Source organism: Halobacteriovorax sp. RT-2-3, from assembly GCF_047085075.1.
In the GTDB taxonomy this organism is placed as follows: Bacteria; Bdellovibrionota; Bacteriovoracia; order Bacteriovoracales; family Bacteriovoracaceae; genus Halobacteriovorax_A.
On sequence record NZ_JBKIYF010000003.1, the window covers coordinates 682,657 to 708,185 of the forward strand.

Sequence of the window (25,529 nt, forward strand, 5' to 3'; positions counted from 1 at the left end):
ACTAATTTATGACTGATGAAACAAATATCACAAATGAAAATGATAATGGTGATGGTGGAAACCATAACCACGGGAATATTCAACAAATTGGTATTCGCGATGAAATGAAAAACTGTTACCTCGATTACGCAATGTCGGTAATCGTAGGTCGTGCACTTCCAGATGTACGTGATGGGATGAAACCTGTTCACCGTCGTTGTCTGTATGCAATGCACTCTCTAGGTAACTACCATAATAAACCATTCCTAAAGTCTGCCCGTGTTGTTGGTGACGTTATTGGTAAGTATCACCCACACGGTGACTCTGCGGTTTATAATACAATCGTTCGTATGGCCCAAGATTTCTCAATGAGATATCCAATGGTTCAAGGTCAAGGTAACTTCGGTTCAATTGACGGTGATAACGCTGCGGCCATGAGGTATACAGAGATCAGAATGCAAAAGCTTTCTGAAGAGATGCTAAAAGACTTAGATAAAGAAACAGTTGATTGGCAACCTAACTACGACGACTCACTTAAAGAGCCAACAGTTCTTCCAACAAAAATCCCTAACTTATTAGTTAACGGTTCAGCTGGTATTGCTGTAGGTATGGCAACAAATATTCCTCCACATAACTTAACAGAAGTTATGACGGCGCTTACTGAGCTTGTAGATAATCGTGAAATGTCGATTGAAGACATTATGAAGATTATCCCAGGTCCAGACTTTCCAACTGCTGGAACAATTCACGGAACTGAAGGTATTCGCTCTGCTTATAAAACAGGTAAGGGTGTTATCCAGATGCGTGCAAAGATGGATGTGGAAATTCACGGTAAGAAACAAGATCGTGAAAGAATTGTTATTACTGAACTTCCATATCAAGTTAACAAAGCTAAGCTAATTGAAAAGATTGCTGAACTTGTAAACTCTAAATCACTTGTTGGTATTTCAGACCTTCGTGATGAATCATCTCGTGAAGGGATTCGTGTTGTAATCGACCTTAAAAAAGGTGAGATCGCAACTGTAATCATGAATAAGCTTTATAAGCAAACTGCACTACAATCATCATTTGGTATTATTTTCTTATCAATTGTTAACTCATCACCAAAAGTTCTAAACATCAAAGAACAATTAGAGTGTTTCATTGATCACAGAAGAGAAATTATTATTCGTCGTACAGTATACGAACTTAAGAAAGCACGTGAGCGCGCGCATATCTTAGAAGGTTTGAAAGTAGCTGTTGAAAATATTGATGAAGTAGTTGAGATGATCAAGAAATCTGACGGGCCAACTGATGCTCGTGAGAAATTAATGAGTACATTCTCATTAAGCGAGATTCAAGCTCAAGCAATTCTAGACATGAGACTACAACGTCTAACAGGTCTAGAAAGAGATAAGATTATTGCTGACTACGAAGCAATTATGAAAGAGATTGATCGCTTAGAAGGAATCCTTGGTTCTGAAGATAAAATCAAAGCAATCATTAAAGAAGAATTCACTGAAGTTATTGAAAAATACGGTGATGAGAGAAGAACAGAAATCGTTGCAAAAGCAGACGAAATTCAAATTGAAGATCTTGTAGCAAGTGAAGAGATGATTGTTACAATCACTCACAAAGGTTACGTAAAGCGTATGCCACTTGACACTTACAAAGCGCAAAAGCGTGGTGGTAAAGGTGTTAAGGGTGCTGCAAACGATGATGACTTCTTCACAAATATCTTTACGGCAAATACTCACGATAAGCTTCTATTCTTTACAAGCCGTGGGCAAGTATTCTCAAAGAAAGTTTACGAAATTCCTGAAGGAACTAGAACTTCTAAGGGACGTAATATTGCAAACCTTATCCAAATCCCAAGTGGTGATCGTGTAACAGAAATTATCTGTGTTCCACACGATATGGATCTTAATGAGAAGTACTTAATCTTTGCAACTAACAAAGGTCTAGTTAAGAAGACAGCTCTTGAAGAATATTCAAACGTTAAGCAATCGGGACTAATTGCAATTAAACTGCAAGATGGTGACCATATTGTTAACGTAAGAATTAATGATGGATCAAAAGATATCCTTCTATGTTCTTCAGCTGGTAAGATCATCCGTTTCGATACTAATGATGCAAGGCCAATGGGACGTGTATCTCAAGGTGTTAAGGGTATCAACATCAATACTGATGAAGAAAAAATTATCGGTATGGAATTAATTGATGACCAAATGGAAATCCTATCTGTAACTGAGCATGGGTACGGTAAACGTACTGAATCTTCACAATACCGTAAGCAAACTCGTGGTGGGAAAGGTATTCTTGCAATGAGACTTACAGATAAGAATGGTGAGATTGTTCAAATTAAACCTGTTACTGACAAAGATGATCTAATGATCATTACTGACCGCGGGCAAGTTGTTCGTACGAAAGTAAGTGGTGTTTCTCTAATGGGACGCGCGACTCAAGGTGTACGTCTAATTAAGCCTAAAGAAGGTGAGAAGGTTGTTTCAATTGCAAAAATTATTGAAGCAGATGATGAAGATGGATCAACTTCTGAAGAATAAATTCATAAGGGCCAGTTTTTTACTGGCCCTCATTTTACTTACGTCTTGTGATTTCACGCCAAGAATTCACAAAGATATCCTAATTGCGCAAAATCATATCTCTAATCAAGAGTACGCTCAGGCAGTGAAGCAGTATCATAAGATTTTAGAGATGGCGCCAAATGATGAAATTAAAATCAAAATCAATTATCAGATTGCTGAACTCTACGCAGTCTCTCTTGGACAATATAATCGTGGAATTGCCTTTTACGAAAAAATTCCTAAACTTACGACAGATCCTGTTTGGCTTGTAAAAACACAAGAACGAATTGGCGAGATCGCTTTTCTTTATATTAATGATTATGCGAAGGCTGCTGAAGTTTATAACAAGCTTTCGGCCTTTAGACCTAAACTTTCAAATCACGATCTATATGAATTTCGTCTTGCTCGTTCTTATATCAAACTTAAGGAATATGATAAGGCGACTGAGCACTTAGTTTCTATGCATAATAATGGAAACCATAAGTACTTCGTTGATAGCTTCTTTCAATCTGGAATCATGTATTTTGAATCGCAAGATTGGAACCGCGCTGTTCAATACTTTCGTGAATACATCAAGCGTGAAGATCGCCGCGACCTAAAAGTTCGCGCCATCTTTCTTATGGCCAATTGCTATGAGACATTGGAGCGTCTTCAAACAGCCTACGATCTCTACTATTCAATCTTAGGTGAGTATCCAAATAACAAGGTTATTCAAGATCGACTAAACTCTGTATATGAGCGTCGTGTTGCGAGGAAGCGTTAGATGGCCCTTTATGACCCAAAATGGATAAAGCCAATGGCACTTGCCATGTCACTACCTTCAACGGCATTAGTTGTGGCCTGGGGACTTTGGGAGCTCGTTAAAAAAGGTGTCATCACTCAAGGTTGGGCCGTAGGAATTTTTCTAGCGGTAATTGGAAATATTTTAATTTCGATGGTTGTCTATGCTCTTCGTAAGAAGTAGATAATTCTCATGATTAAAGATCTATCTAATAAAATTAGTTTCCCTCGCTTTTTTATGTTGTCACTTCCTATGGCTGCAGTGTGTCTATATTTATTGACTCCAGGCATGGAATGGACAGCGTTCGCTATTTGTTATGTAGCAACTGTCTTATATTTAGTGATGTTCTGGATGGCCGTAGATGAGCTGATAAAGCCACATCGCATCGATGGTTATAAGGCCAATGGAAAGTATCTAGCGTTTTTATTTATAGGTAAGCTTGTTATTTTAATCGGGGCCCTATTATTTGGTGTACAAATTCTTCAAAGTAAGATAATTATACCGGTAATAAATTATTTCTTAAATATATTTGTGCTGGGCGCCAGCATCAAAAAGGACTAATAATGAAAAAAATAGCCCTTCTTTTAACTACTTTATTAGCGACAAATACATACGCAGCAGGTGGATTTCTGTGGCTTGGTGAACTTTCTCATGTTTTTCACCTAGGTTACGTTGATCACATCTTCACTAAGTCTTTTGTTGCAATCATCATTTTACTTGTAGCTCTTCTTTACAGAATGCGCGTTTCTAAAATGACTCTTGAAGAGACAGTAGTTCCAGATAGAGGAATTTCACTAAGAAACATCGTTGAGATGTACGGATCATTTATCATGACTCAATGTCGTGCCGTAATTGGTGAAGAAGATGCACCAAAATATTTCAAGTTCATTTCGTTCCTATTTATTACAATTTTCCTAGCGAACGTAATTGGTCTTGTTCCAGGTTTCTTACCACCAACTGAATACATCAACACAACTCTTGCTCTTGGTGTACTTTCATTTGTTTACTACAACATCAAAGGTTGTAAAGAACTTGGTACAATGAACTACCTTGCACACTTTGCAGGTCCACTTTGGTACATGGCAATCTTAATTTTCCCAATTGAGATTCTTTCAAACTTTATTCGTCCTCTATCTCTAGCACTACGTCTTAGAGGTAACATGATGGGTGACCACCACGTATTAACAACTTTCCTTAACCTTGAAATTCTTGGTGTGAACGTTGGTATGTTTGGTGCTGCAATTCCATTCTACTTACTTGGACTTCTAGTTTGTTTTATTCAAGCTTACGTATTTACAATGTTATCAATGGTTTATATTAGTCTTGCAACTGCTCACCACGATCATGATGAGCACCACGCACACTAATAAAAACTTAAACTTAATAATTTAACAGTTACTTGATCAAAGTAACGAACGTTTTAGGAGACTATTATGGAAAACACTCAAGCAATTAAGTACATCGCGTATTTCTTAGCAATGGCTATCGCTGCATACGGTGGTACTGCTGCACAATCAAAAGCTGCTTCTGTAGCTCTAGAAGGTATCGCAAGAAACCCATCTGCTGCTGACAAGATTCAAACTCCAATGATTCTAGGTCTTGCACTTATGGAATCACTTGTAATTTTCGTACTTATCTCAGTATTCCTTGCTGGTTAATTCGAAAATCTAAAATTGATTTTAAAAGGAAGGCAGTCGTAAGACTGCCTTTTTTGTTTTATGATAGTTGAATGTATACATTAGAAAATAATCAACTTCGAATTCAAGTCGCCTCTATGGGGGCAGAGTTAAAAAGTCTTTATTCAAAAACAAAACTAAAAGAATATCTATGGCAAGGCGATCCTAAGTGGTGGGGGAGATCTGCGCCTCATTTATTTCCTCGTATTGGTTACGAGACGAATGAGTATATAGAAAAACATAATATTGTTAAGCATGGTTATGCTCGTGATACAGAATTTGTCTTAATTGAACAAAGCTCTAATTCTCTTTTATTTAAGATGAAAGATGAATTAATTGTGAAGTATGAGCTTATCGATAATATTCTAGAAGTTTGTTATGAGGTTTTGGTAGATTTTCCATTTATGCTTGGGGGGCACCCTGCTTTTAATATAGATTCTTTTCCTGTCGATTTACGCTTCTCAAATAAGTGTGATTATTACAAGTTACTTGATGGTGTCATTGATAAATCTAATTTATATAAAACCGATTCGGAAGTATTAATCATTGATGAGAATACATTTACGGATGATGCTCTTGTGTTTAATAATTCGCTTAAGAAAAGTCAGGTTTGTTTAGAGCGTGATCTTGTTCTAACCTATGATAGTGAATTACTTGGTGTTTGGGCACCTGAGGGGGCGCCTTTTGTGTGTCTTGAACCGTGGTGGATAAGTCCTACTAGTATAAGAAATTTCAATTATTCCATTAGATTGTTATATTAAAATATTTTTTACTCATTCTATTAAATGTAATTAAATTAAAAAATGTGAAAAGCACGATAAACATCGACGTAATGACGATTTTTCCAGTAATTCTATGTAGAGCGATTGCGATTATGATACAGGCTGTATTAATTGCAAATAGAATTAATGCAGCTTGAATATGGCTTAACCCTTTTTTCAGTAATATGTGATGTAGATGATTTTGATCTGGTGTAAAAGGACTTTTCTTGTTTAGAATTCGGATAAACATTACTCTTAATGTATCTAGTAGTGGAATGAAAACTACGGCAACTGCGATCGATGGTGCAGATCTAAATTCGAGTATTAAATTAGTACTTTTATGATTTAAATTTATGAACCTTATTAAAAGATAAGAAATTGTAAGGCCAATAAGAAGTGAGCCAGTGTCGCCCATAAAGATCTTAGCTGGTGTTTTATTAAATTTTAAAAATGCTAATAATGAGCCGATTAGTGAAAGAGTAATACCTAATTCTACTTCAAAACCATTGATTCCAAACCAGGTGGCCAGAAATAAACACGCCGATAGAGAAATAAGTCCTGCGAGCCAATTAATACCATCTATTAAATTGAAAGCGTTAATAAGCCCAACAAATGTTAAAGTTGTGATTATATTTGATTCAATTTCATTTAATGCACCCATTCCAAGGACATTGTAGAAGTTATCAATCTTTACGCCCGAATAGAAAAATATGATTTGTGCACAAATAATTTGTACTAGTAATTTCTTTCTTGCAGACAATACAAATATGTCATCTTTTAAGCCGAGGAAGAAAATAATAAACTGTGTGGCTAATAAATATTGAATTGTCCCAAATTCACTATTTGGAGTTAGTAGAAGAGAAGAGAAGCAAATACCCATGAAAAGGGCAATTCCACCTAGCGATGGAATAGGTGTTTCATGACAAGTTCTATGATTTTTCTCTGCATATAGTCGCGTGAATTCTGCAAACTTAATAAGAATTGGGATTGTTATATATGTAATAACAAAAGAACTTACAATAATTAATATGCTAGTAATAATCATTGTTTGATTCTAGCAATCTTTTAAAAATGAAACAATATCTAGCATGCTAATATTTAGACGTTATTTCTATAAAAATTGATTGCTCTGTCTAGACCATGATTCAAATCAATTTTGTGATGCCATCCCATAGAGTGTAAGAGAGAAACATCTAAAAGTTTTCTCATTGTTCCATCTGGCTTACTTGGATCAAAAGATATTTCTCCTTTGTATCCCATTTTATCAGCAATAATTTTTGCCAATTCACCAATCTCTATGTCTTGACCTGTACCAATATTAATAAGCGAGGGTAATTGCTCATCTTTTTGCATTAGGTAAATACATGCATTGGCCATGTCATCAACATGAAGAAATTCACGTTTTGGTTTACCAGTTCCCCATACTTTAAATTCAGAATCATTATCCTTAATTGCTTGTTCCATTCTTGCAATTAAGCCAGGGATGACATGTGAATTTTCAATGTGAAAGTTATCATTTTCACCATAAAGATTTGTTGGCATAACTGAAGAATAATTCAAACCATATTGATCTTTAAAAGCTTCTGCAGTTTTGAGGCCTGCAATTTTTGCAATTGCATATGGCTCATTTGTTGGCTCAAGCGGACCAGTTAATAAGTATTCTTCCTTGATTGGCTGAGGACAATTTTTTGGATAGATACATGAACTACCTAGAAATAAAAGTCTATCAACTTTAGTTTTAAAAGCAGCATTAAAAACATTCTGCTGAATAGTTAAATTATCAAAAATAAAGTCTGCTCTATATGTATTATTAGCGTGTATGCCACCTACTTTTGCAGCAGCTAAAAAGACATATTTAGGTTTATTTGTCTGAAAATAGTCTAGTGTATTTGATTGTAGTAAAAGATCTAGTTCTTCTCTTACTGGTTTTAAAATATTTGTAAAAGCCTGTTTTTCTAGCTCTCGTACAATTGCAGAGCCTACAAGTCCACGAGAGCCGAGTACTAAAATTGCGTCATTCTTATTCATGGTAATTTAAGACCTTGTGTCCACCTTCTTTAAGGTATTTATCTTTTTCAAAAATTTGTAGATCTGAACTCATCATATCATTAATTAATGATTCAAGATTATGCTTAGGCTTCCAATTTAATTTAGTTTGCGCTTTTGTAGGATCTCCTAAAAGTAGATCAACTTCAGTAGGTCTAAAATATCTCTCGTCAATTCCAATAACTTCTTGTCCAATTTTAACTTGGTAATCAGGATTATTGCACTTTATAACTTTAGCTACTTCAGTTACACCTGAACCTGAAAATTCCAACTCAATTCCAACGTATTTAAAAGCTTTGATAATAAATTCTCTAATAGATGTAGTTACACCTGTAGCAATAACAAAATCTTCTGGTTGCTCTTGTTGTAGCATAAGCCACATTGCTTCCACATAATCTTTAGCGTGTCCCCAGTCTCTTTGAGAGTCTAAGTTACCCATATAAACTTTATCCTGAAGGCCAAGAGCGATTCTAGAAACTGCACGTGTAATTTTACGTGTAACAAATGTTTCACCTCGTAAAGGAGATTCATGGTTGAACAGGATTCCATTACATGCATATAGACCATAAGCCTCTCTATAATTAACCGTAATCCAGTATGCGTACATTTTCGCACATGCATAAGGTGAGCGTGGGTAGAATGGAGTCGTTTCTTTTTGAGGAGTTTCCTGAACTAATCCATAAAGCTCACTTGTTGAAGCTTGGTAGATTCTTGTTCTATTTTCCATACCAAGTATTCTAATTGCTTCTAGAAGTCTAAGAGTTCCGATACCATCGACATTAGCAGTGTACTCGGGAGTATCAAACGAAACACGAACGTGACTCATTGCTCCTAGGTTGTATATTTCATCGGGTTGTACTTCTTGAATAATTCTAATGAGGTTAGAGGTATCTGATAAGTCACCATAATGTAATTTGAATTTTAAATTTTTCTCATGAGGATCTTGATAAAGGTGGTCAATTCTATCAGTATTGAATAAAGATGAACGACGTTTAATTCCATGTACCTCATAGCCTTTTTCTAAAAGTAGTTCAGCTAAATAAGCTCCGTCTTGTCCTGTAATACCAGTTATCAGTGCGATTTTCATTCTATTCCTTTTTTAGTATTATCTGATTTTATATCTAATTATTTAACTTTTAAACTATAAAACAATGAAATGAAATATTAACTTCAAGGTTTCATAATAGCTCAAGTTAAGTTAATGTATAGCAAAAGAATATATAGGATTCATAATGAGTAAAAATGTAATTATTACTGGTGTAACTGGTCAAGATGGATCTTACCTAGCGGATCTTTACGTTATGAGAAATTATAATGTATATGGTTTAACGACAAGCTCTAATCCAAAGTTTACTGGCAATATTGAGCATCTTGAAGGGAAAATTAAATTACTCACAAGTAATTATACTATTGAGTCGCTGGTAGGAATTTTTGAAGAAGTTAAACCAGATTTAGTATTAAATATGGCTGCTCAGCCCTTGGTTCAAATGTCATGGTCTTTAATTAGTGAAACATTAGCAGCTACAGCAGTTATTCCAAGTAATATCTTAGAAGCTATAGTTAAAGTCGATCCTAAAATTAAGTTTTTTCAAGCTTCTAGTAGTGAAATTTATGGTGATTCTAATGGTAAAGTTTTTACTGAGGACTCGCCTTTAGCACCACGTAATCCTTATGGTTGTGCTAAAGCTTATGCATATAACATGGTAAAAGCATTCCGATCTGAAATGGGGATCTTTGCTACCAATGGTGTTCTTTTTAATCATGAATCAAGCAGAAGAAAAGATATTTTTTTAAGTAAGAAAATTATTAAAAATGTAATTGCTATTTATAAAGGTGAAAGTTCTGTTTTAGAATTAGGTAACTTGTTTGTTGAGAGAGATTGGGGACATGCAAAAGATTATATGAGTGCTGTAGTTGCATTAATGGATATGGAAGACTCAGGAGATTATTTAATATGTTCAGGTAAAAGTAAAAGAGTTATAGATATGGCAAACTTTGTACTAGGATATTTTAACTTAGATCCTGAAGACTATATAAAAGTTAGAGAAGAATTTATTAGAAAGAATGAGCCTGTAAGCTGCAAAGGAAGTCCAAAGAAAATAGAAAGAGATACAGGTTGGATTGCAACAACTACTTTTGAAGAGATGTTAGTTGAAATGATAGAATGTGAGTTAAAAAATGAATAAAAATGTTTATATTATTGGTGAAGTTGGATTGAACCATAACGGATCAGTTGAGAATGCAAAACAATTAATAAGAATAGCGAAGGATAGTGGTTGTGATGCAGTTAAATTCCAAAAGAGAACGTTGAGTAAAGTCTACTCGAGTGAAATTCTAGAAAATTTAAAAAACTTTGAACAAGGCTTCCAGTACTTAATACCTATACTTGAAGATTATGAATTATCAGAAACTGAAATGTCTAGACTTAATGATTTTGCAAAATCAATTGATATTGACTTTATATGTACTCCATTTGATACAGAAAGTGCTGACTTTATAAATAGTCTTGGTGTTGAATGTTTTAAAATAGCTTCAGCGGATTTAACTAACCTTTATCTAATTGATCATTTGAGTAAATTCAATAAAAAACTTATTATTTCGACAGGCATGTCTACATATGAACAAATAGATAAAACAGTAGATTATTTAAAATCAAAGAACATTGAATTTAGTTTACTTCACTGTGTTTCATCGTATCCTGTAAATTATACAGATGCCAATATGAGTAGAATTAAAGAATTGAAAAAAAGATATGGTGTAGATATAGGCTATTCTGGCCATGATGAGGGAATTTCGTTGTCTTTAGCTGCTGTCGCTCTAGGAGCTAGTATTATCGAAAAACATATAACTTTAGATAAAAACTTAAGAGGTCCAGATCATAAATTTTCGCTTCTACCTAATGAGTTGAAAGAGCTTTGTACAGAAATAAGAAAAGTAGAAGCCTCATTAGAAGTAAGAGATGAAGCTATATCTCAAGGTGAACGTCTAAATAGTATGGTTTTCAGAAAATCATTATTTGCTAAAACTGATATTAAGGCAGGAACAATAATTACTAGTGAAATGCTGATAGCTAAGGGACCAGATAACGGCTTATCTGTTCAATCATATTTTGATCTTTTAGGAATGAAGTCTAAAAGGGATATGAATGAAGGTGATATATTTTATGAATCAGATTTAATTGATGAGGAGAATTCAGAAATTGTAACATCAGTTAACTGGGCAAAACAAGGTTATGTAGTACGTTATCATGATTTTGAAACTGTCTTAGATTATGATCCTGCTTGTTTAGAATTTCATTTTACATATAAAGATACAACTCTAGATATTCCGTTTGATAAGTTTGAAAAATATAGTGATAAGTTAAAAAATATTATACTAAGAATACATTGTTGTGAATATATTGGTGAAGAGCTTTTTGATATTTGTAATCAGGATAGCGAGAGAAGACTGAAGGCACAAAATACATTGCAAAGAGTAATTGATATAACTAGTCAAATCTCTAAATATTTTTCAAAAGATAAACCATTAATTGTTTTTAATTGTGGTGCTATGTCTTTGAATGATAAGCCAAATACATTAAAAATAGCTGAAGATCTTATATATAAGCATTTTTCTGATTTAGATTTAAAGAATACGGGTCTAATTGCTCAGAATATGCCTCCATATCCGTGGTATTATGGTGGTCAATGGAGAGGACATTACTTTTTAGAACCAGATGAGTTGATTAAGTTCTGTAAAGAGACTGGTGAACGTCTATGTTTAGATACTTCTCATGGATATATGGCCGCTACCTATTTAGGAATTGATTTCAACGAGTATGTAGAAAAGCTATTGCCTTATGTGGAACATCTTCATATTTCAGATGCCACTGGAGTTGAGGGCGAAGGTACTCAAATCGGAACTGGCGACATCGACTTTAAAAGCTTATTTAGTATAATAAAAAACTTTAAAGGAACATGGATACCCGAAATTTGGCAAGGACATGTTAATAATAATTATGAAGCTAAAAAGGCTTTAAAAATTATAAGAGATCTTGTTGAGTAGCTATGAATACTTTTTTAGCAATTCTTCTATTATAATGAAATCATATTCTTCGTCGATTTCATATGAAGTGTATTCAGGCATAATATAAACATCGATATTACCAGATATTCTAACTTTTGAAGTTAGAATATCTTTAACTTTACTTATGTAAATTGCTCCGTTTTCCTGCAGAGTTCCTGTCATCTCTTGCCTTCTAGGGCGTTCGGAAACATTATAGTTTAAAGGATTTCCGTTTTTATCCCAGTAGAAAGACTTGTGTTCACAACAACTAAGTAAAGAATCTTTTTTAGATTTGATCAGTTGTTCATAAGCAATATCAATATCTTTCGATGTTGTTAGAGGTGATGTAGCTTGAATCAAAAAGAAATAGTCTTCATTAGAAATAGTTTTATTATCTTCTAAATACTCGAGCATTACAGATTCAGTTGATGATGTATCTTGATTTGTTTTTTCTGACCTTTGATAAAACTCCACTTTAGAAAGATTAAAAGATTTAATAATCTCTTTATATTCAAAGGAGTCAATAGCTAAAATTATTCGATCTACTACTTGGCTATCTTGACAAGCTTTAATAGTCCAATAACATAAAGGCTTTCCATTAATTTCTTTAATGTTTTTATTTTTTATTCCCTTGCTTCCACTTCGCAATGGGATAAATGCGATATTCATATAAATCCTAGAAATAAAGTATTATTGTAATATAATACTTTATACATGAGGATAATTAAATAAAAACAATATCATTTCAAAATATTATAATAACGATATTATCTAAAGTATTGTCTTTTTCTATGTTTTTAATTCTTGGTAAAGAGTTGACTGAACTTGATTTTGGACAATTAGTTTATGTGAATCTTGTTATATCTTATATACCAATGATTCAACTCGGTTTAATGAATGGTGCATCTGTCTTAATTCCGAAGTATTCAGTTTCATCAAACGATAAATTACTAGAATATTTTAATGATTTTAATATTTCATCTTTATTATTACACTCTGTTTCATTTATATTTTTACTCATTCCTGTATTTGAATTAGATACAAGTTTTACTTTTGTTATCTTAGCTGATTTATTTTTTAAAAAATTGATAGAAAATTTCAATTTGTATTTAAGAAGTTTGTTGAAATTACAAAAATCTATCTATATTAAAGTATTTGATGAACTATTGCGGATTGTAATCGTTTTATCTTTTTTTATGTATAGCAAAAGTCTTAGAAGTATTTTTGAGGGTCATCTACTTGCTTCGATAATTACTTTTTTACTAACATTGTTTTTAGTACCAGAATATAGATTTAGATTTTTTTCTAAACATTACAGAATTAACCTTAGAGAAGTTTTTAATATTGGATTTTTAATATATATTTCGTGGTTATTTGATTTATTGTTCAGAAGCTTGGATAAGTTATTTATTAAAGGGTTTATGTCTATTGAAGATTTAGCTATATATGGTTTTTGTTCAAGTTTATCAATAAATATATGGGTATTATCTCTTTCCTATTTTTCCCCTTATGCTCAGTTACTCTATCGCCTGGTAGTAGAAGAAAGGTATTTAAAAGCAGATCTTTTAATAAAAAAAGTTAATCAATTTCATTTTAAATTATTAACTCTAGCTTTTGTATGTGCATCATTAGCTTACCCTCTCATTACTAAGTATTTTGTCAAAAAGTATGATGAAGCTTATCTGACATTTATTAGCTTACTTGCAGCTTTTGGAATGTTGTCAAGGTGTAATATGTACATATATTATATGAATTGCAACAGAATGCAGAAGAAAATTATCAAACATCAGTTGATTATTATATGTATTAATATAATTTTAAATTTGATCAGCGCTTATTATTTTAGAGATATCTTTTATTTCTCAATTGCAACACTGGTGTCTGTACTTATTTATTATAAAACTTTGAAGGTTGAGTATAACAATGAAATTAGAAGAAGAATTGAAGCAAAATAATCAGATTTATAAAGATTTAGTAGAAACTGGAGTTTTTGATGAATCATCGGAATTTCAACTCTATTCTGATTCTGTAAGAGATGCAAAAATTAACGTTTTCAAAGAAAGAAAAACAGGGGTTATTTTTTTAGAAAATATAGATCAGGGTTCAATAGAAAAGTATAATGAACGAAAAGGCGTTGATTATTGGAGTTCTGAAAGTAGAGAAGATGCACTTTTAAAAACTAGACAAGATGATTTACGACGATTTGAAATGATTGTAAAAAAAGAAAATCCTGAAAAATGGCTTGATATTGGTACTGGTCTTGGTGGAGTTTTAGAATTAGCTAAGAATTTAGATATTAATACTTTCGGTGTAGAACCTCAAAATGAAATTAGGCAATTATTAAATGAATTGAATATGAATATTTACGATTCTTTAGATAATTTTGATAAAAAAGTGGATCTCATTACTTTGTTTCATGTCTTAGAGCATATTCCTGCACAAATCGATTTTTTAAAACTTGCTAAAAGTAAAATGACTATAGATGGTGTTATTTATATTGAAGTTCCACATGCAAAAGATGCATTATTGGAAGTTTATAATAATGAAGCATTTAAAAAGTTTACTTTATGGAGTGAACATTTAATTCTACATACTAAAGAAAGCTTAAAATCAATCGTAGAGTATGCTGGCTTTCGTGTTGAAGAAGAAATTTACTTCCAAAGATATAGTTTGGCAAATCATCTTAACTGGTTAAATAATTCATTACCAAATGGGCAAAATGTTTATACACAAATTGAAGAAGATAGAGAGTTAGTTCAAGCTTATAATAACAATTTAATACATAATAAATGTACAGATACTTTAATTTTCAAGTGTGTGATAAATGATTAAAAAGATTTTAAAAACCCTAATACCACCAATTATTTTAGTTATAAAACGATGGTTAGTATCACATATAACATTTTTAAAATTTAGTGAATTAGTTCGAAGTAATAATAAACTAAAGGATATACATACAAATCAGCGCGTATTTATACTAGGTAGTGGTAATTCTATTAAAAAGGAAAACTTAAGAAAGTTAAATGGCGAAAATGTTATATCTTTAAATAATTTTTACGTTCATGAAGATTTCAAAGAGATAATGGCTGATAATTGTAAAAAATATCATCTTGTAGCACCTATTCATCCTCCGCAGACTAAAGAAGAGTGGGTAAATTGGTTGAGTGAAATGGAATCTCATATTCCTAAAAATGTAACTCTCATATTTGGCTTAGACAGTAATAAAGTAAATACGAAATTAATTATTGATGAGTACGGGCTATTTAAAAATCATAAGATAATGTGGTTTTGTGCTTCTAGAGAGTTTGATTATGAATCATTTAATATCGCAGGAATGGATATGACAAGATCTATATATGCAGCTGAGACAGCAAGTATTTATGGCATTATTGCAGCTAATTATATGGGTTTTAAAGATACTTTTTTACTTGGTGTTGATCATGACTATATTTTATATAAAAATGAATGTGAAATGAGAATTTATAAAACAGCCCAGCATCAATCAAATGGTCTAGAGCGTATGTTTAATGGGGATTTTCACATTATTGAATACTTGAGGCAATATAAAATCTTTAAAAAATATAAAGTGTTAGGTCTAAATTCTAAAACCAATATTATAAACGCTTCACAAGGGGGCTTATTGAATATATTCCCTCGCGTTACTTTCAATAGTCTATTCAATGATTAAAAGATTAGTTAAAAATACATTTATTGTTTTTTTATACCGTGAGATAAAAAATATCTTTATCACATTTAGAAATGAAGAACTTAAATTAGGGTATATGATTACACTAAATAAGGCCAAATTTTCGTCACATAATTATATTGGTGATTTTTCTTCAGTTACAAACTCAGTTATTGGTAGAATGACATATACTTCAAATAATGTTTCTATTAATAATGCTACTGTAGGTCAGTTTTGTAGTATTGGCCCAGGTGTGAAAATAGGCTTGGGTATACATCCTACTGCTGAGTTTGTTTCAACGCATCCTTGTTTTTATTCTTTAAATAAGCAATGTGGTAAAACCTTTGTCGATAAGCAATCTTTTGCAGAATCAAGTAGAATAATCATAAAAAATGATGTTTGGATAGGGGCTAATGCGATAATTGTCGATAACGTTACTATTGGAAACGGAGCTATTATTGCAGCTGGTGCTGTTGTTGTTAAAGATGTTGGTGATTATGAAGTTGTAGGAGGAGTTCCTGCAAAATTTTTAAAGTATAGATTTGAACAAAAAGTTATAGATAGGTTGAATCAAGAAAAATGGTGGGACTATAGCTTCGAAAAATTCAATGAGAAGCATTGTTTATTTAAAGATATCAATGTATTTTTAAAAAATATTAAATAGCTTATTATTTTATTACTTGTATTTTTTAAGTCTAATATAATTAACTATTTTATTTGGTAAAATTTTCTTAATATTAATTCTTAAAAATGCATCTAATAATAAATATATATAGTAGATATTATATTTTATTTTAGGTGTATAGTTATTGATAGTTTTCCATCTGTTGCAAATTGCAGTATATCTACGAATATCAGATACACCTCCAGGTGTTGCAATTGCAAAAATAGTATCTATTTCTTTTAGTGTGGCATCATTTATGATGCTTTTGTAAAGTAGATCATAATCAGCACTAATTTTATAATACAAATTGTATAAATTACTTTTATGATATGTTGTTTTTATTAAGCATCCTTGATGTGAAAAGGGCATTTTTTTCCATGCGTTTTTACTATTACATGGTTCGAAAACTTTGAACTTATCATTTATCACGAGTTTAACTTTACCATATATAATGTCATCTTCACATTTAGATATAACTTTATTTAAGGTCTGAGTAGTCTCTTCTGTGTAAAAAATGTCACCAGCATTTAAGAAATATATATACTTTCCTTTTGCTTTTTTTACACCTTTATTCATTGCGTCGTAGATGCCACTATCTTTTTCTGAAATAATTGTATTTGCTAAACCAGATTGCTCGACTAGTTTAAGAGTTTTATCTTTGGAAAGGCCATCTACAATAATTAATTCAAAATTCTTATCTTTTTGTTTTTTTATAGAATCCAGAGTTGGAACAATTTCATCTTCAGCATTAAATGTAACTGTAATTATCGTTAGTGGAATATTTGAATCTTTCATAAGTAGTCTTTAAGTTTTTCTATTTCGTTATTTAGATTAATACGTTTAACATCAGTATCTAAATAATGATCTGTTTTCATAATTACTTTACAACCAAAGTGTAGTGCTTCAAAAATTGGTAGACAAAAAGATTCAAATTCTGAAAGTACAAGTAAACTTTTGGCATTTTGATAGCATTGATATACTTGCTCTCGAGATGCTCTTTTATAACTTGTGACACAAACATTTGAATTAGATATATTAGGAGTAAATTTACCTAAAATACATATATCAACTTTTTTTTCAATATTTTGAAATATTTGGTTAATTAAATGTGAGTTTTTATGTTGTTCAGGACCAGTGACTAAAATGAGGTCATATTTTCTTTTATCTCTCTCAATTGATTTATAAGAAGGGAGTTTAGGAATTATTCTCTTGATAAATATTTCTTTATTTATATACTTTTTGAGAGATCTCTTCATCCAATTTGATTGAACGATTAATTTATTAGTATTTTGAATGAAATAATAAAAAATAAGTCTTTCAAGTATAAGTCTGAACTTTAGTTTAAAAGCTGTTGGCAAAGGTATTGACTTTAATAAATAAGCATTGTGCAAAAAAACAGTAGTTGTGTTTTTGTGCGATAAAAGAGGAGGAAGATTTCCAAAACAAACGATCTCGTGATCAGGGTTATTTTTGGCTATTTTTGCAAGTGTAAATTCTGCTAAAAAACGAGAAATAATACTTGGTTTTACTTTTATAATATTAATATTATTAAAAGAGGTTTGAAAAGGACATCTTTTATCAATAAAAAGATGAGTAACTTTGCCAAAGACTTCGTCTTCAATTACTGTATTCAGTAATACTAGTCCACCACCTGAGTTAATATTTGGAGCATATAAAATCATAGTAAGAATCGTAAGATATCTATCTTTGGTTGTCACTTTTATTCATGAAAATCTCAATTTTTACATATGTTTACAAACCAGAATCATTCTTAATTAATGAACTTGCTGAAGAATTAGCTAAAAAATATTGCATTGAAGTTTTAACAGGTTTGCCTAATTACTCGATCGCTACATTTTATGATGGCTATAGTTTGGCTGGTCCATATAGAGAGATTATAAATGGAGTATCAATTGTTAGATATCCAATTATACCTAGAAAGTCTGGTTTACTCCGACTTCTTTTCAATTATATAACCTCATTTTTGGGTGCATTGTTCTCAATCTTTAGATTGAAAAAAACGGATATTGTTCTAGTGTTTGCAACTTCTCCTATATTTACTGCTATCCCAGCTATTGTTTTTAAAAAGTTAAGAGGCGGAAAAGTGGTGATTTGGCTACAGGATCTCTGGCCAGAAAGCTTTTTTGCGATCACAAATAAGAATCCTAATGGAGTAATTGGTTCAATCTTAGGAATCATTGTAAAATGGATTTATAAAAATGCTGACTTAATGCTTGTTCAATCAAATGAGTTTCGTTCAAATCTGAACAAGTATGGTTATAAAGGTAGAGTCGAGTGGATTCCTAATTGGGCTAAAGAAGAAAAAGCTGAACAATCTCCCGAGTGGTTGAATGAAATTCCTGATAATAAATTTGTCATTACATTCGCTGGCAATATTGGAGTAGCTCAAAAACTAGAAACTTTAATTGAAGCAGTTCTCAAGGTTTCAGATGAGAGAATCCATTTGGCCGTTGTTGGTGATGGAAGAGAGAAAGAGAGACTAGAGTCTCTTTATGGCAATAATAATCTTGTTAAGTTTTATGGAAGAAGGCCTGCTGGCGATATGCCATACCTATTTGCAAAATCAAGTGTGTTAGCAGTTATTTTAAAAGATGAACCTGCTTTCTCTCTTGTTGTACCATCAAAAGTGCAGTCATATTTAATGGCCGGAAAACCTATACTTGCCTCACTTAATGGAGCGGGAGCTAAATTAATAAATGAATTAGCCGTAGGTGAAGTCTCTAATGCAGAAGATGTTGATGCATTAGCCCATAAAATTGTAACACTAGTAAATTTAACAGAACATGAACGTGAAACTATTGGTAAAAATTCAACAAATGCGTACCATAGCTATTTTAATGAAGAGAAGGTAATCGCTAGAATTGATAAACTTCTTAATGAACTTGTAAATAGTTGAATTAGCGATGTATAGTTTGTAATATTTGTTTATGAAAATTTTAATTATCGGTGCCAATGGAATGTTGGGCCAATCCCTATTTCGTTACTTTTCAAAGAAGTTTGAAGTTCTTGGAATTTCTAGAGGTCAAGCTTGGCATCAAGACATTAAATCAGGATATGATGTTGAAAATACACAGTTGATAGAAAATCTCTTCCAAGACTTTAATCCAGATCTAGTTTTAAACTGTGTAGGGATCATAAAGCAGTTAAAAGAATCTAAAGATAATGAAGTCTCAATTTTTACAAATGCTTTGTGGCCGCATCGCTTAGCTTCAATATGTTCTCAATATAACTCTAAAATGATTCACTTCAGCACTGATTGTGTGTTTACTGGTAGTGAGGGAAATTATACTGAAGATTCAGTTGCTGATAGTAGAGATTTATATGGATTGTCTAAATATTTAGGTGAAGTTGCCTATGATCATACTCTTACAATCAGAACATCAATAATAGGCCATGAAATAAAATCAAATGTCTCATTGATAGATTGGTTTTTATCTCAGGAAAATGAGTGTAAAGGTTTCAGAAAAGCTATCTATTCTGGATTTCCAACAAATTCCTTAGCTCGAATTATTGAAACAGTAATTTTACCCAAATTTATGAAAGGTGATGTATCAGGAATGTACCATGTATCTTCAAATCCGATTAATAAATATGACCTTCTAAGAATTGTAGCTGAAGTTTATGACAAAGATATTAATATAATTCCTTATGATGACTTCGAAATAGATAGAAGTTTGAACTCTGAAAGGTTTCAAGAAGAGTTTAACTACAAGCCGGAGCCTTGGGATTTTTTAATAAAAGAAATGCACACTCTTTATAATGAGATGGAAAAATAATGAAAAAATTAAAAGTAATGACAATTGTTGGTACTAGGCCAGAAATTATAAAATTAAGTAGAGTGATTCCACTATGTGATGAACATTTTGATCATATATTAGTTCATACTGGACAGAATTATGATTATGAACTTAATGAAGTTTTTTTTAATGATCTAAGAATTAGAAAACCAGACTATTTCCTTGAATCTGCTAAAGAAAGTGCGACAAAAACAATTGCAGAAGTACTAATTAAGACTGATGAATTATTAGAAGAAGTTAAGCCTGATGCGGTTCTCTTATATGGAGATACAAATAGTTGTTTATCTGTAATTTCGATTAAGAAGAAGCAGATTCCTATCTTTCATATGGAAGCAGGAAATAGATGTTTTGATCAGCGTGTTCCAGAGGAATTAAATCGAAAAATAGTTGATCACCTATCAGATGTTAATATGGTTCATTCAGAACATTCGAGACGATATCTAATTGATGAAGGAGTAAGGCCCGAGTTAATTATTAAAACCGGTAGCCCTATGAAAGAAGTTTTGAATTTCTTTGGTAATGATATTGATAATTCAAATATTCTTAATGATTTATCATTAGATAAAGGTGATTACTTCTTAGTTAGTATTCACAGAGAAGAAAATGTTGATTATGAAGTAAATTTTAACTCTCTTTTAGATTCATTGAATGGTATTGCTGAGCATTTTGGAAAACGAATAATTGTCTCAACACATCCAAGAACAAGAAAGAAATTAGAAAAATTATCTAACTCTGACTTCAATGAGTTGATCGAATTCATGAAACCTCTAGGTTACTTAGATTACAATCTCCTTCAGAAAAATGCTAAGTGCGTGATCTCGGATAGTGGAACTATTACAGAAGAATCATGTTTAATGGATTTTCCTGCAATTACAATAAGACAAGCTCATGAAAGACCAGAAGGAATGGATGCTGGAACTCTTATCATGTCTGACTTGGATCGTGACTCTGTAATTAACTCAATTAATATAACAATTAATAACCCCGATCGATATTATAGTGATATCGAAGATTATCGAAATGAATTTGTTAGCTACCAAGTAGTTAAAATAATTCAAAGCTATACGGGTTATGTGAATAGAAATGTTTGGAAAAAATAAGAGGATTATATGTTTGATAATAAAAAATTATTAATAACGGGCGGTACAGGTTCTTTTGGGAATGCTGTTTTAGATAGATTTCTTGATTCTGGGTTAAGTGAAATTCGTATTTTTTCTCGTGATGAAAAGAAACAAGATGACATGAGAAAGAAATATAATAACCCAAAAATCAAATTCTATATAGGTGATGTGAGAGATTACAACAGTGTCCTTACAGCTATGCATGGGGTGGATTATGTTTTTCATGCTGCTGCTTTAAAGCAGGTACCATCATGTGAGTTTTATCCTCTTCAAGCTGTTAAAACAAATATTTTTGGAACTGAAAATGTTCTAGATGCAGCTATTAATTGTGGTGTAAAGAAAGTTATATGCTTAAGTACAGACAAAGCCGTTTATCCAATTAACGCAATGGGGATGAGTAAGGCCTTAATGGAAAAAGTTTTTGTTGCTAAGGCCCGTAGTATTGCAGATACACATGAGACAGTTATTTGTGGAACACGTTATGGAAACGTTATGGCTTCACGTGGTTCTGTAATTCCACTTTTTATTGAACAAATTGAAAATGGTAAACCAATTACAATTACTGATCCAAATATGACTAGATTCATGATGTCTCTTGAAGATGCGGTTGAATTAGTGATTTTCGCTTTTGAAAATGGTGAGAACGGAGATATTTTTGTACAGAAGTCTCCAGCTTCAACTATTGAAAATTTAGCAAATGCCATTAAAAAATTTAAAAATTCACCTGATACAGAAGTTAAAATTATCGGTACTCGTCATGGTGAAAAATTATATGAGACTCTTCTTACAAGAGAAGAAATGGTTAAGGCGCGTGACCTTGGTGGATACTATCAAATTATAAGTGATAACCGTGATCTTAACTACGATCGTTTCTTCGAGGATGGTGAAGAAGTTATAACACAAGCTGGTGAATATAATTCACATAATACTCATAGATTGAGTGAAGATGAAATGCTTCATTTGTTACAGACGTTAAAAGAAATTAATTAGTCTCTAATGAAATTTGAAAAATCTAATATAATCCCACATTTGCAATGTATTTTGCTGATAGCAATTTGTTTGTTTAGAAGTGTGAAGGTATCAGGCTTTCCAATATTTCCACTTTTTGTGATTACGTTTTCTTTAATTGCTTTTCAACAATCAAATAATATAAAAAAGTTATTAGGTAGAAATAAAGAATTGATTTTTTTTCTACTAGTTAACTTAATTTTACTTGTCATTTTTACCACTGAGGCTACTTATGTTGGACATGCTGTTGTATTACCACTGTTCTTGGTAGCATTACGTGAATTCTTTCGAGAGTTTTCATTATGTTCACTATTTCGAAAGTACCTATACTATTCAACAAGAATTGTAGCCTTGATTATATTTATACCACTCATGTTTTATCTTGCGCAAAATTTTGATGTCATTATTAATTATATTAATGATTATAATGACCTTTCTACTTGGGTAAGTAGAAGTAAAATAATAATAAATGCAAAACCATTTTTTATACATTCACCGTCAGCTACAATTGAAGTTGTATTTTTTATTATAGCAGGTTCTATAGTTGAAATAATTTACAATAACAATAAGAAAACATCTTTGATCTCATTCATATTGTTGTTAATTTTAAGAGCTAGGAGTTTATTTGTTTCTATGTTCTCTATTATAATTTTAAGATATCTTTTTAGATATAAGTCTAAGAAAATGAATTTTTTAATATTAACTTCACTACTTAGTTTTCCTGTTGTTATATCTTTACTTCCAAATAAAATATTAAGTGGACGTCATCTTGGAAGAGAAGTCTTTTTAAATGAGTTAAGTTTCTTTCCAAGTGGAATAGGGTTTTCTGCAAGAGCATTAGAGTTGTACTCATCAAATGCAATCAATAATAATAGAGGCTACCCTGTGATGAGAGTATTTGATAATATTCACTATGAGCTAATAACAGATTATGGAATACTTTTATATGCTATTTTTTTAGTCGTCCTAATATTAAAGTTTTTGAATGATAAGATTTCTGTGTACAATCCCTCTCTTGTTTTTTTCTTTGTAACTTTATCTTGTAGCTTTGGTAGTAATTTCTATCCTATCTATATTTTTATTTTATTATTTTTAAATAATAATGTGAAAGATAAAGCAACTACCTCTTAACTTTCATTCTAAGTAAGAATGGTATTAAGCCTATGAAGTTAAAGATATATGACATAGCAAAATAAATAGTGAATATGTCGGAGCCATTGTCTATACCAATACCTCTTAAAAGTTCTGAAAAAGCAAAGTTTCCTGTTCCTAGCCCTTGTATTGAAATTGGAAGGAGTGAAATAAATATCCCTGTAGGGATAACTGTTGAAGCTTCTAATACATTTTTAATTGGTAACTCTAAAGAGTAAAATATAATTAGTAAAAATGTTATTATGTTTAACGATTGTATGATTAAGCTGAGCATTACTAGCTTTGTTGATTTCACGGGGTTTTGAAATAATCTTAAATAGTAGTTTTTGAAATTAAAAGCTCTATTAAAGATGAACTGATTTTTAATATTTAATACATCAATTATATAACGATAAATTATTTGTAATAAATTTAATATTTTGAATCTGAAAAGAAATGCAGTAAAAAATAACATCGTAATTGAAGAAAGTATTATAAGCAATTGATCGCTATCAAAACTTAGTGAGAATAGCATATATGATATAAGAGTAAGAATTACTAAGGATACTAATGTTAAAATCTTAGTAAATATACTCATGTAAATAATGTCGTCTTTTGAGTGATATTTTTTCTCTTTTATTAATTCATTTATTTTATAAACTTCACTTGCAATGCTTACGGGTAATATACAACTTACAAAGGAAGCAGACCAAGTGATTTGATTAATATCCCATGCTGAAAGGTTATTTTTATTTTCTAAGCCAAGTAGGATCTTTGCTCGTATTGCACCAATGTATTGTTGAATAAAAGTTAAAACTAGAAATAAAGCAATTAGAGTTTTATTTGAAATTCCAGATCTAATTAAGTCTATGTTTATATTTCCACTGTTATAAACTAGATACAAAAAAGTGATAAGAATAATTAACTTAATAATAATAAAATTCTTTTTAATAAGTTTTAGTAGTCTACTCATGTCTGCTTCTAAAATGAAAAATAAAATTATCAAGTTGTAAATAATTCAAAATATAACTAAAATCCGCCATTTTCTTTATCGGATTAAAAAACTTAGATCTATTTTCTTTGTTCACATTAAGTATATGAACAAACTGCTTACCATTTTTTCTAGCTAGTCGATCCGAGTTCAAGAACACCGAACCCATCGCTCCTTCAAGTTGTAAAAACTCACCTTTTTGATTCTTGATCAAATCAGGAAGTGCTATTTTAAAATCTTTTACCGCATTGAAATTTATGAGTACTAAATTTGTATTAAAAAAAGCGTCATCGTCTTCCTCGCGAAGTCCGAGCTTTTCAAAATATTCTAATTGTCCAGCTTGTTCAGCTTGGGCTTTTTCAATAATTGTAAGGTAGGTTTTATCGCCCTCTGTCTTAAGAGCGATTTGACCACCTTTCATATCTCTTTCTGTTTTAGTCGTTGTAACCATAACAACTGGTATATTTTCTGTGAGCATCCAATTAACGATGGCACGATCTGGAGTTGAGCTTAAATCTTCACCATTTCCAATACAGGCAATGATATTTTCACCTTCAGGCCTTGGTCCTTTAAAAACTTCATAACCAAAGACACCGTGTCCAGCAGGGGCAAGTCGTTCTAATGAAAGTTCACCATTCTTAATAGTTGGAAGCTTTTGTTGAATGACTGAGTCTAGACGTGAGAATTTATCATTTAGAAGATGTTCATACTTCTTCCACATTTCATCCAGGATTGGTTTTACATCATTGTTAACAAGGTCCTGTAGGACCACTTTCTTAAATGAGCTTGTTTTCTTTGATGCTTGAATAATTTGAGCTTCTGCTAAGCTAATTGCACCGAATTCCTCTGTCTCAATATAGAGGTCAGTAGATTTTGAACCAGGTGTTGAACGGCCATACTTTTTTAAGTAGTCCGAACGATCAAGGCTTGAGCCAAGCCCACCATGCATCTTTCTTAGCCATAGGGTACAGTCAACGACTTCCTTTGTAGAATAGCGTTGTTTGATATCTTCATATGAATGAAAAGGAAGTTCATCTCGAAGAAGCTTTCTTGGTGCTATCGCAGTAGGGTAGACTCCTGTGTCATTTTCTGGGGTAGCAATTATAAGCTGTTCAGCTTTCTCGTTTAATTGAGAAAGCAAACCTTCGAAATACTCAAGTTCAATTGGATTTTTGATAAATTCTTTTAAATTCATAGGACCAAATAATAACAGAAGCTAGTTAAGAAATGAAATAAATATAGTTAATATACCTTTACTAA

Annotated in this window: 26 protein-coding genes; 18 read left to right on the plus strand and 8 right to left on the minus strand. The window is 31.7% G+C overall.

Annotated elements, in window-relative coordinates:
* Positions 1 to 8: 8 nt before the first annotated feature.
* The 7 genes from gyrA (at position 9) to ACMAYX_RS13905 (ending at position 5,761) form a co-directional block, all read left to right on the plus strand.
* Positions 9 to 2,522, plus strand: coding sequence for a DNA gyrase subunit A (gene gyrA / locus ACMAYX_RS13875; RefSeq protein WP_233189727.1), 2,514 nt, complete (start codon positions 9 to 11; stop codon positions 2,520 to 2,522).
* Positions 2,470 to 3,306, plus strand: a complete 837-nt coding sequence (locus ACMAYX_RS13880) for a tetratricopeptide repeat protein (protein WP_412463500.1) — start codon at positions 2,470 to 2,472, stop codon at positions 3,304 to 3,306. Before gyrA ends, ACMAYX_RS13880 begins: the two co-directional genes overlap by 53 nt.
* Entirely contained in the window at positions 3,307 to 3,507 is a 201-nt protein-coding gene (locus ACMAYX_RS13885) for a hypothetical protein (RefSeq protein ID WP_412470498.1), read from the plus strand.
* 9 nt (positions 3,508 to 3,516) lie between these two features.
* A complete protein-coding gene (locus ACMAYX_RS13890; RefSeq protein ID WP_412472065.1) occupies positions 3,517 to 3,885 on the plus strand; it encodes a hypothetical protein in 369 nt (122 codons plus the stop codon).
* A 2-nt stretch (positions 3,886 to 3,887) separates the two neighbouring features.
* The gene (atpB, locus tag ACMAYX_RS13895; protein ID WP_103218594.1) at positions 3,888 to 4,691 is read left to right on the plus strand and encodes a F0F1 ATP synthase subunit A; all 804 of its coding nucleotides are present in this window, start codon (positions 3,888 to 3,890) and stop codon (positions 4,689 to 4,691) included.
* 66 nt (positions 4,692 to 4,757) lie between these two features.
* Positions 4,758 to 4,982 (plus strand): ATP synthase F0 subunit C, encoded by a 225-nt coding sequence (locus ACMAYX_RS13900; protein WP_103218593.1) that lies wholly within the window; start codon positions 4,758 to 4,760, stop codon positions 4,980 to 4,982.
* Between the two features lie 71 nt (positions 4,983 to 5,053).
* Positions 5,054 to 5,761 carry a hypothetical protein gene (locus ACMAYX_RS13905; protein ID WP_412472066.1) on the plus strand — a complete coding sequence of 236 codons (708 nt, stop codon included), beginning with the start codon at positions 5,054 to 5,056 and terminating at the stop codon, positions 5,759 to 5,761.
* On the opposite strand, the gene ACMAYX_RS13910 is transcribed toward ACMAYX_RS13905, so the two are convergent.
* Genes ACMAYX_RS13910 through gmd form a run of 3 tightly spaced genes read right to left on the minus strand, consistent with a single transcriptional unit; the run spans position 5,745 to position 8,894 of the window.
* A complete protein-coding gene (locus tag ACMAYX_RS13910; RefSeq protein WP_412472067.1) occupies positions 5,745 to 6,806 on the minus strand; it encodes an MraY family glycosyltransferase in 1,062 nt (353 codons plus the stop codon). The two genes, ACMAYX_RS13905 and ACMAYX_RS13910, sit on opposite strands and share 17 nt — an antisense overlap.
* Before the next feature lie 53 nt (positions 6,807 to 6,859).
* Positions 6,860 to 7,789: a GDP-L-fucose synthase family protein gene (locus tag ACMAYX_RS13915; protein WP_412472068.1), complete on the minus strand. Its 930-nt coding sequence runs from the start codon at positions 7,787 to 7,789 to the stop codon at positions 6,860 to 6,862.
* Entirely contained in the window at positions 7,782 to 8,894 is a 1,113-nt protein-coding gene (gmd, locus tag ACMAYX_RS13920) for a GDP-mannose 4,6-dehydratase (protein WP_412472069.1), read from the minus strand. Before gmd ends, ACMAYX_RS13915 begins: the two co-directional genes overlap by 8 nt.
* Before the next feature lie 145 nt (positions 8,895 to 9,039).
* Here gmd and ACMAYX_RS13925 point away from each other — a divergent pair, with 145 nt between their 5' ends.
* Positions 9,040 to 9,993 (plus strand): GDP-mannose 4,6-dehydratase, encoded by a 954-nt coding sequence (locus ACMAYX_RS13925; protein ID WP_412472070.1) that lies wholly within the window; start codon positions 9,040 to 9,042, stop codon positions 9,991 to 9,993.
* A complete protein-coding gene (locus ACMAYX_RS13930) occupies positions 9,986 to 11,851 on the plus strand; it encodes an N-acetylneuraminate synthase family protein (protein ID WP_412472071.1) in 1,866 nt (621 codons plus the stop codon). Before ACMAYX_RS13925 ends, ACMAYX_RS13930 begins: the two co-directional genes overlap by 8 nt.
* Here ACMAYX_RS13930 and ACMAYX_RS13935 read toward each other — a convergent pair whose 3' ends face one another.
* Positions 11,852 to 12,520 (minus strand): cytidylyltransferase domain-containing protein, encoded by a 669-nt coding sequence (locus tag ACMAYX_RS13935; RefSeq protein WP_412472072.1) that lies wholly within the window; start codon positions 12,518 to 12,520, stop codon positions 11,852 to 11,854.
* Between the two features lie 122 nt (positions 12,521 to 12,642).
* On the opposite strand from ACMAYX_RS13935, the gene ACMAYX_RS13940 reads away from it, so the two are divergent.
* The 4 genes from ACMAYX_RS13940 to ACMAYX_RS13955 are packed head-to-tail and all read left to right on the plus strand — an operon-like array spanning position 12,643 to position 16,200.
* Positions 12,643 to 13,806, plus strand: coding sequence for a hypothetical protein (locus tag ACMAYX_RS13940; protein WP_412472073.1), 1,164 nt, complete (start codon positions 12,643 to 12,645; stop codon positions 13,804 to 13,806).
* Positions 13,775 to 14,683 (plus strand): class I SAM-dependent methyltransferase, encoded by a 909-nt coding sequence (locus ACMAYX_RS13945; RefSeq protein WP_412472074.1) that lies wholly within the window; start codon positions 13,775 to 13,777, stop codon positions 14,681 to 14,683. The genes ACMAYX_RS13940 and ACMAYX_RS13945 overlap by 32 nt, the downstream gene beginning before the upstream one ends.
* Complete coding sequence (locus ACMAYX_RS13950) at positions 14,676 to 15,539, plus strand: hypothetical protein (protein WP_412472075.1); 864 nt, start codon at positions 14,676 to 14,678, stop codon at positions 15,537 to 15,539. Before ACMAYX_RS13945 ends, ACMAYX_RS13950 begins: the two co-directional genes overlap by 8 nt.
* Entirely contained in the window at positions 15,532 to 16,200 is a 669-nt protein-coding gene (locus tag ACMAYX_RS13955; RefSeq protein ID WP_412472076.1) for a CatB-related O-acetyltransferase, read from the plus strand. Before ACMAYX_RS13950 ends, ACMAYX_RS13955 begins: the two co-directional genes overlap by 8 nt.
* A 12-nt stretch (positions 16,201 to 16,212) precedes the next feature.
* On the opposite strand, the gene ACMAYX_RS13960 is transcribed toward ACMAYX_RS13955, so the two are convergent.
* Both ACMAYX_RS13960 and ACMAYX_RS13965 read right to left on the minus strand, forming a co-directional pair.
* The gene (locus ACMAYX_RS13960) at positions 16,213 to 16,995 is read right to left on the minus strand and encodes a glycosyltransferase (RefSeq protein WP_412472077.1); all 783 of its coding nucleotides are present in this window, start codon (positions 16,993 to 16,995) and stop codon (positions 16,213 to 16,215) included.
* Positions 16,992 to 17,882 carry a hypothetical protein gene (locus ACMAYX_RS13965; RefSeq protein ID WP_412472078.1) on the minus strand — a complete coding sequence of 297 codons (891 nt, stop codon included), beginning with the start codon at positions 17,880 to 17,882 and terminating at the stop codon, positions 16,992 to 16,994. Before ACMAYX_RS13965 ends, ACMAYX_RS13960 begins: the two co-directional genes overlap by 4 nt.
* 44 nt (positions 17,883 to 17,926) lie before the next feature.
* Here ACMAYX_RS13965 and ACMAYX_RS13970 point away from each other — a divergent pair, with 44 nt between their 5' ends.
* Genes ACMAYX_RS13970 through ACMAYX_RS13990 form a run of 5 tightly spaced genes read left to right on the plus strand, consistent with a single transcriptional unit; the run spans position 17,927 to position 23,278 of the window.
* Positions 17,927 to 19,117: a glycosyltransferase family 4 protein gene (locus ACMAYX_RS13970; protein WP_412472079.1), complete on the plus strand. Its 1,191-nt coding sequence runs from the start codon at positions 17,927 to 17,929 to the stop codon at positions 19,115 to 19,117.
* A 31-nt stretch (positions 19,118 to 19,148) separates the two neighbouring features.
* Entirely contained in the window at positions 19,149 to 19,997 is an 849-nt protein-coding gene (locus tag ACMAYX_RS13975; protein WP_412472080.1) for a dTDP-4-dehydrorhamnose reductase family protein, read from the plus strand.
* Positions 19,997 to 21,118, plus strand: coding sequence for a non-hydrolyzing UDP-N-acetylglucosamine 2-epimerase (wecB, locus tag ACMAYX_RS13980; protein WP_412472081.1), 1,122 nt, complete (start codon positions 19,997 to 19,999; stop codon positions 21,116 to 21,118). Before ACMAYX_RS13975 ends, wecB begins: the two co-directional genes overlap by 1 nt.
* A gap of 9 nt (positions 21,119 to 21,127) precedes the next feature.
* Positions 21,128 to 22,129 (plus strand): polysaccharide biosynthesis protein, encoded by a 1,002-nt coding sequence (locus ACMAYX_RS13985; protein ID WP_412472082.1) that lies wholly within the window; start codon positions 21,128 to 21,130, stop codon positions 22,127 to 22,129.
* Between the two features lie 6 nt (positions 22,130 to 22,135).
* Positions 22,136 to 23,278, plus strand: coding sequence for a hypothetical protein (locus ACMAYX_RS13990; protein WP_412472083.1), 1,143 nt, complete (start codon positions 22,136 to 22,138; stop codon positions 23,276 to 23,278).
* On the opposite strand, the gene ACMAYX_RS13995 is transcribed toward ACMAYX_RS13990, so the two are convergent.
* Both ACMAYX_RS13995 and ACMAYX_RS14000 read right to left on the minus strand, forming a co-directional pair.
* A complete protein-coding gene (locus ACMAYX_RS13995; RefSeq protein ID WP_412472084.1) occupies positions 23,268 to 24,251 on the minus strand; it encodes a lysylphosphatidylglycerol synthase domain-containing protein in 984 nt (327 codons plus the stop codon). The two genes, ACMAYX_RS13990 and ACMAYX_RS13995, sit on opposite strands and share 11 nt — an antisense overlap.
* Complete coding sequence (locus ACMAYX_RS14000) at positions 24,244 to 25,464, minus strand: UTP--glucose-1-phosphate uridylyltransferase (protein WP_412472085.1); 1,221 nt, start codon at positions 25,462 to 25,464, stop codon at positions 24,244 to 24,246. The genes ACMAYX_RS13995 and ACMAYX_RS14000 overlap by 8 nt, the downstream gene beginning before the upstream one ends.
* Between the last annotated feature and the right edge of the window lie 65 nt (positions 25,465 to 25,529).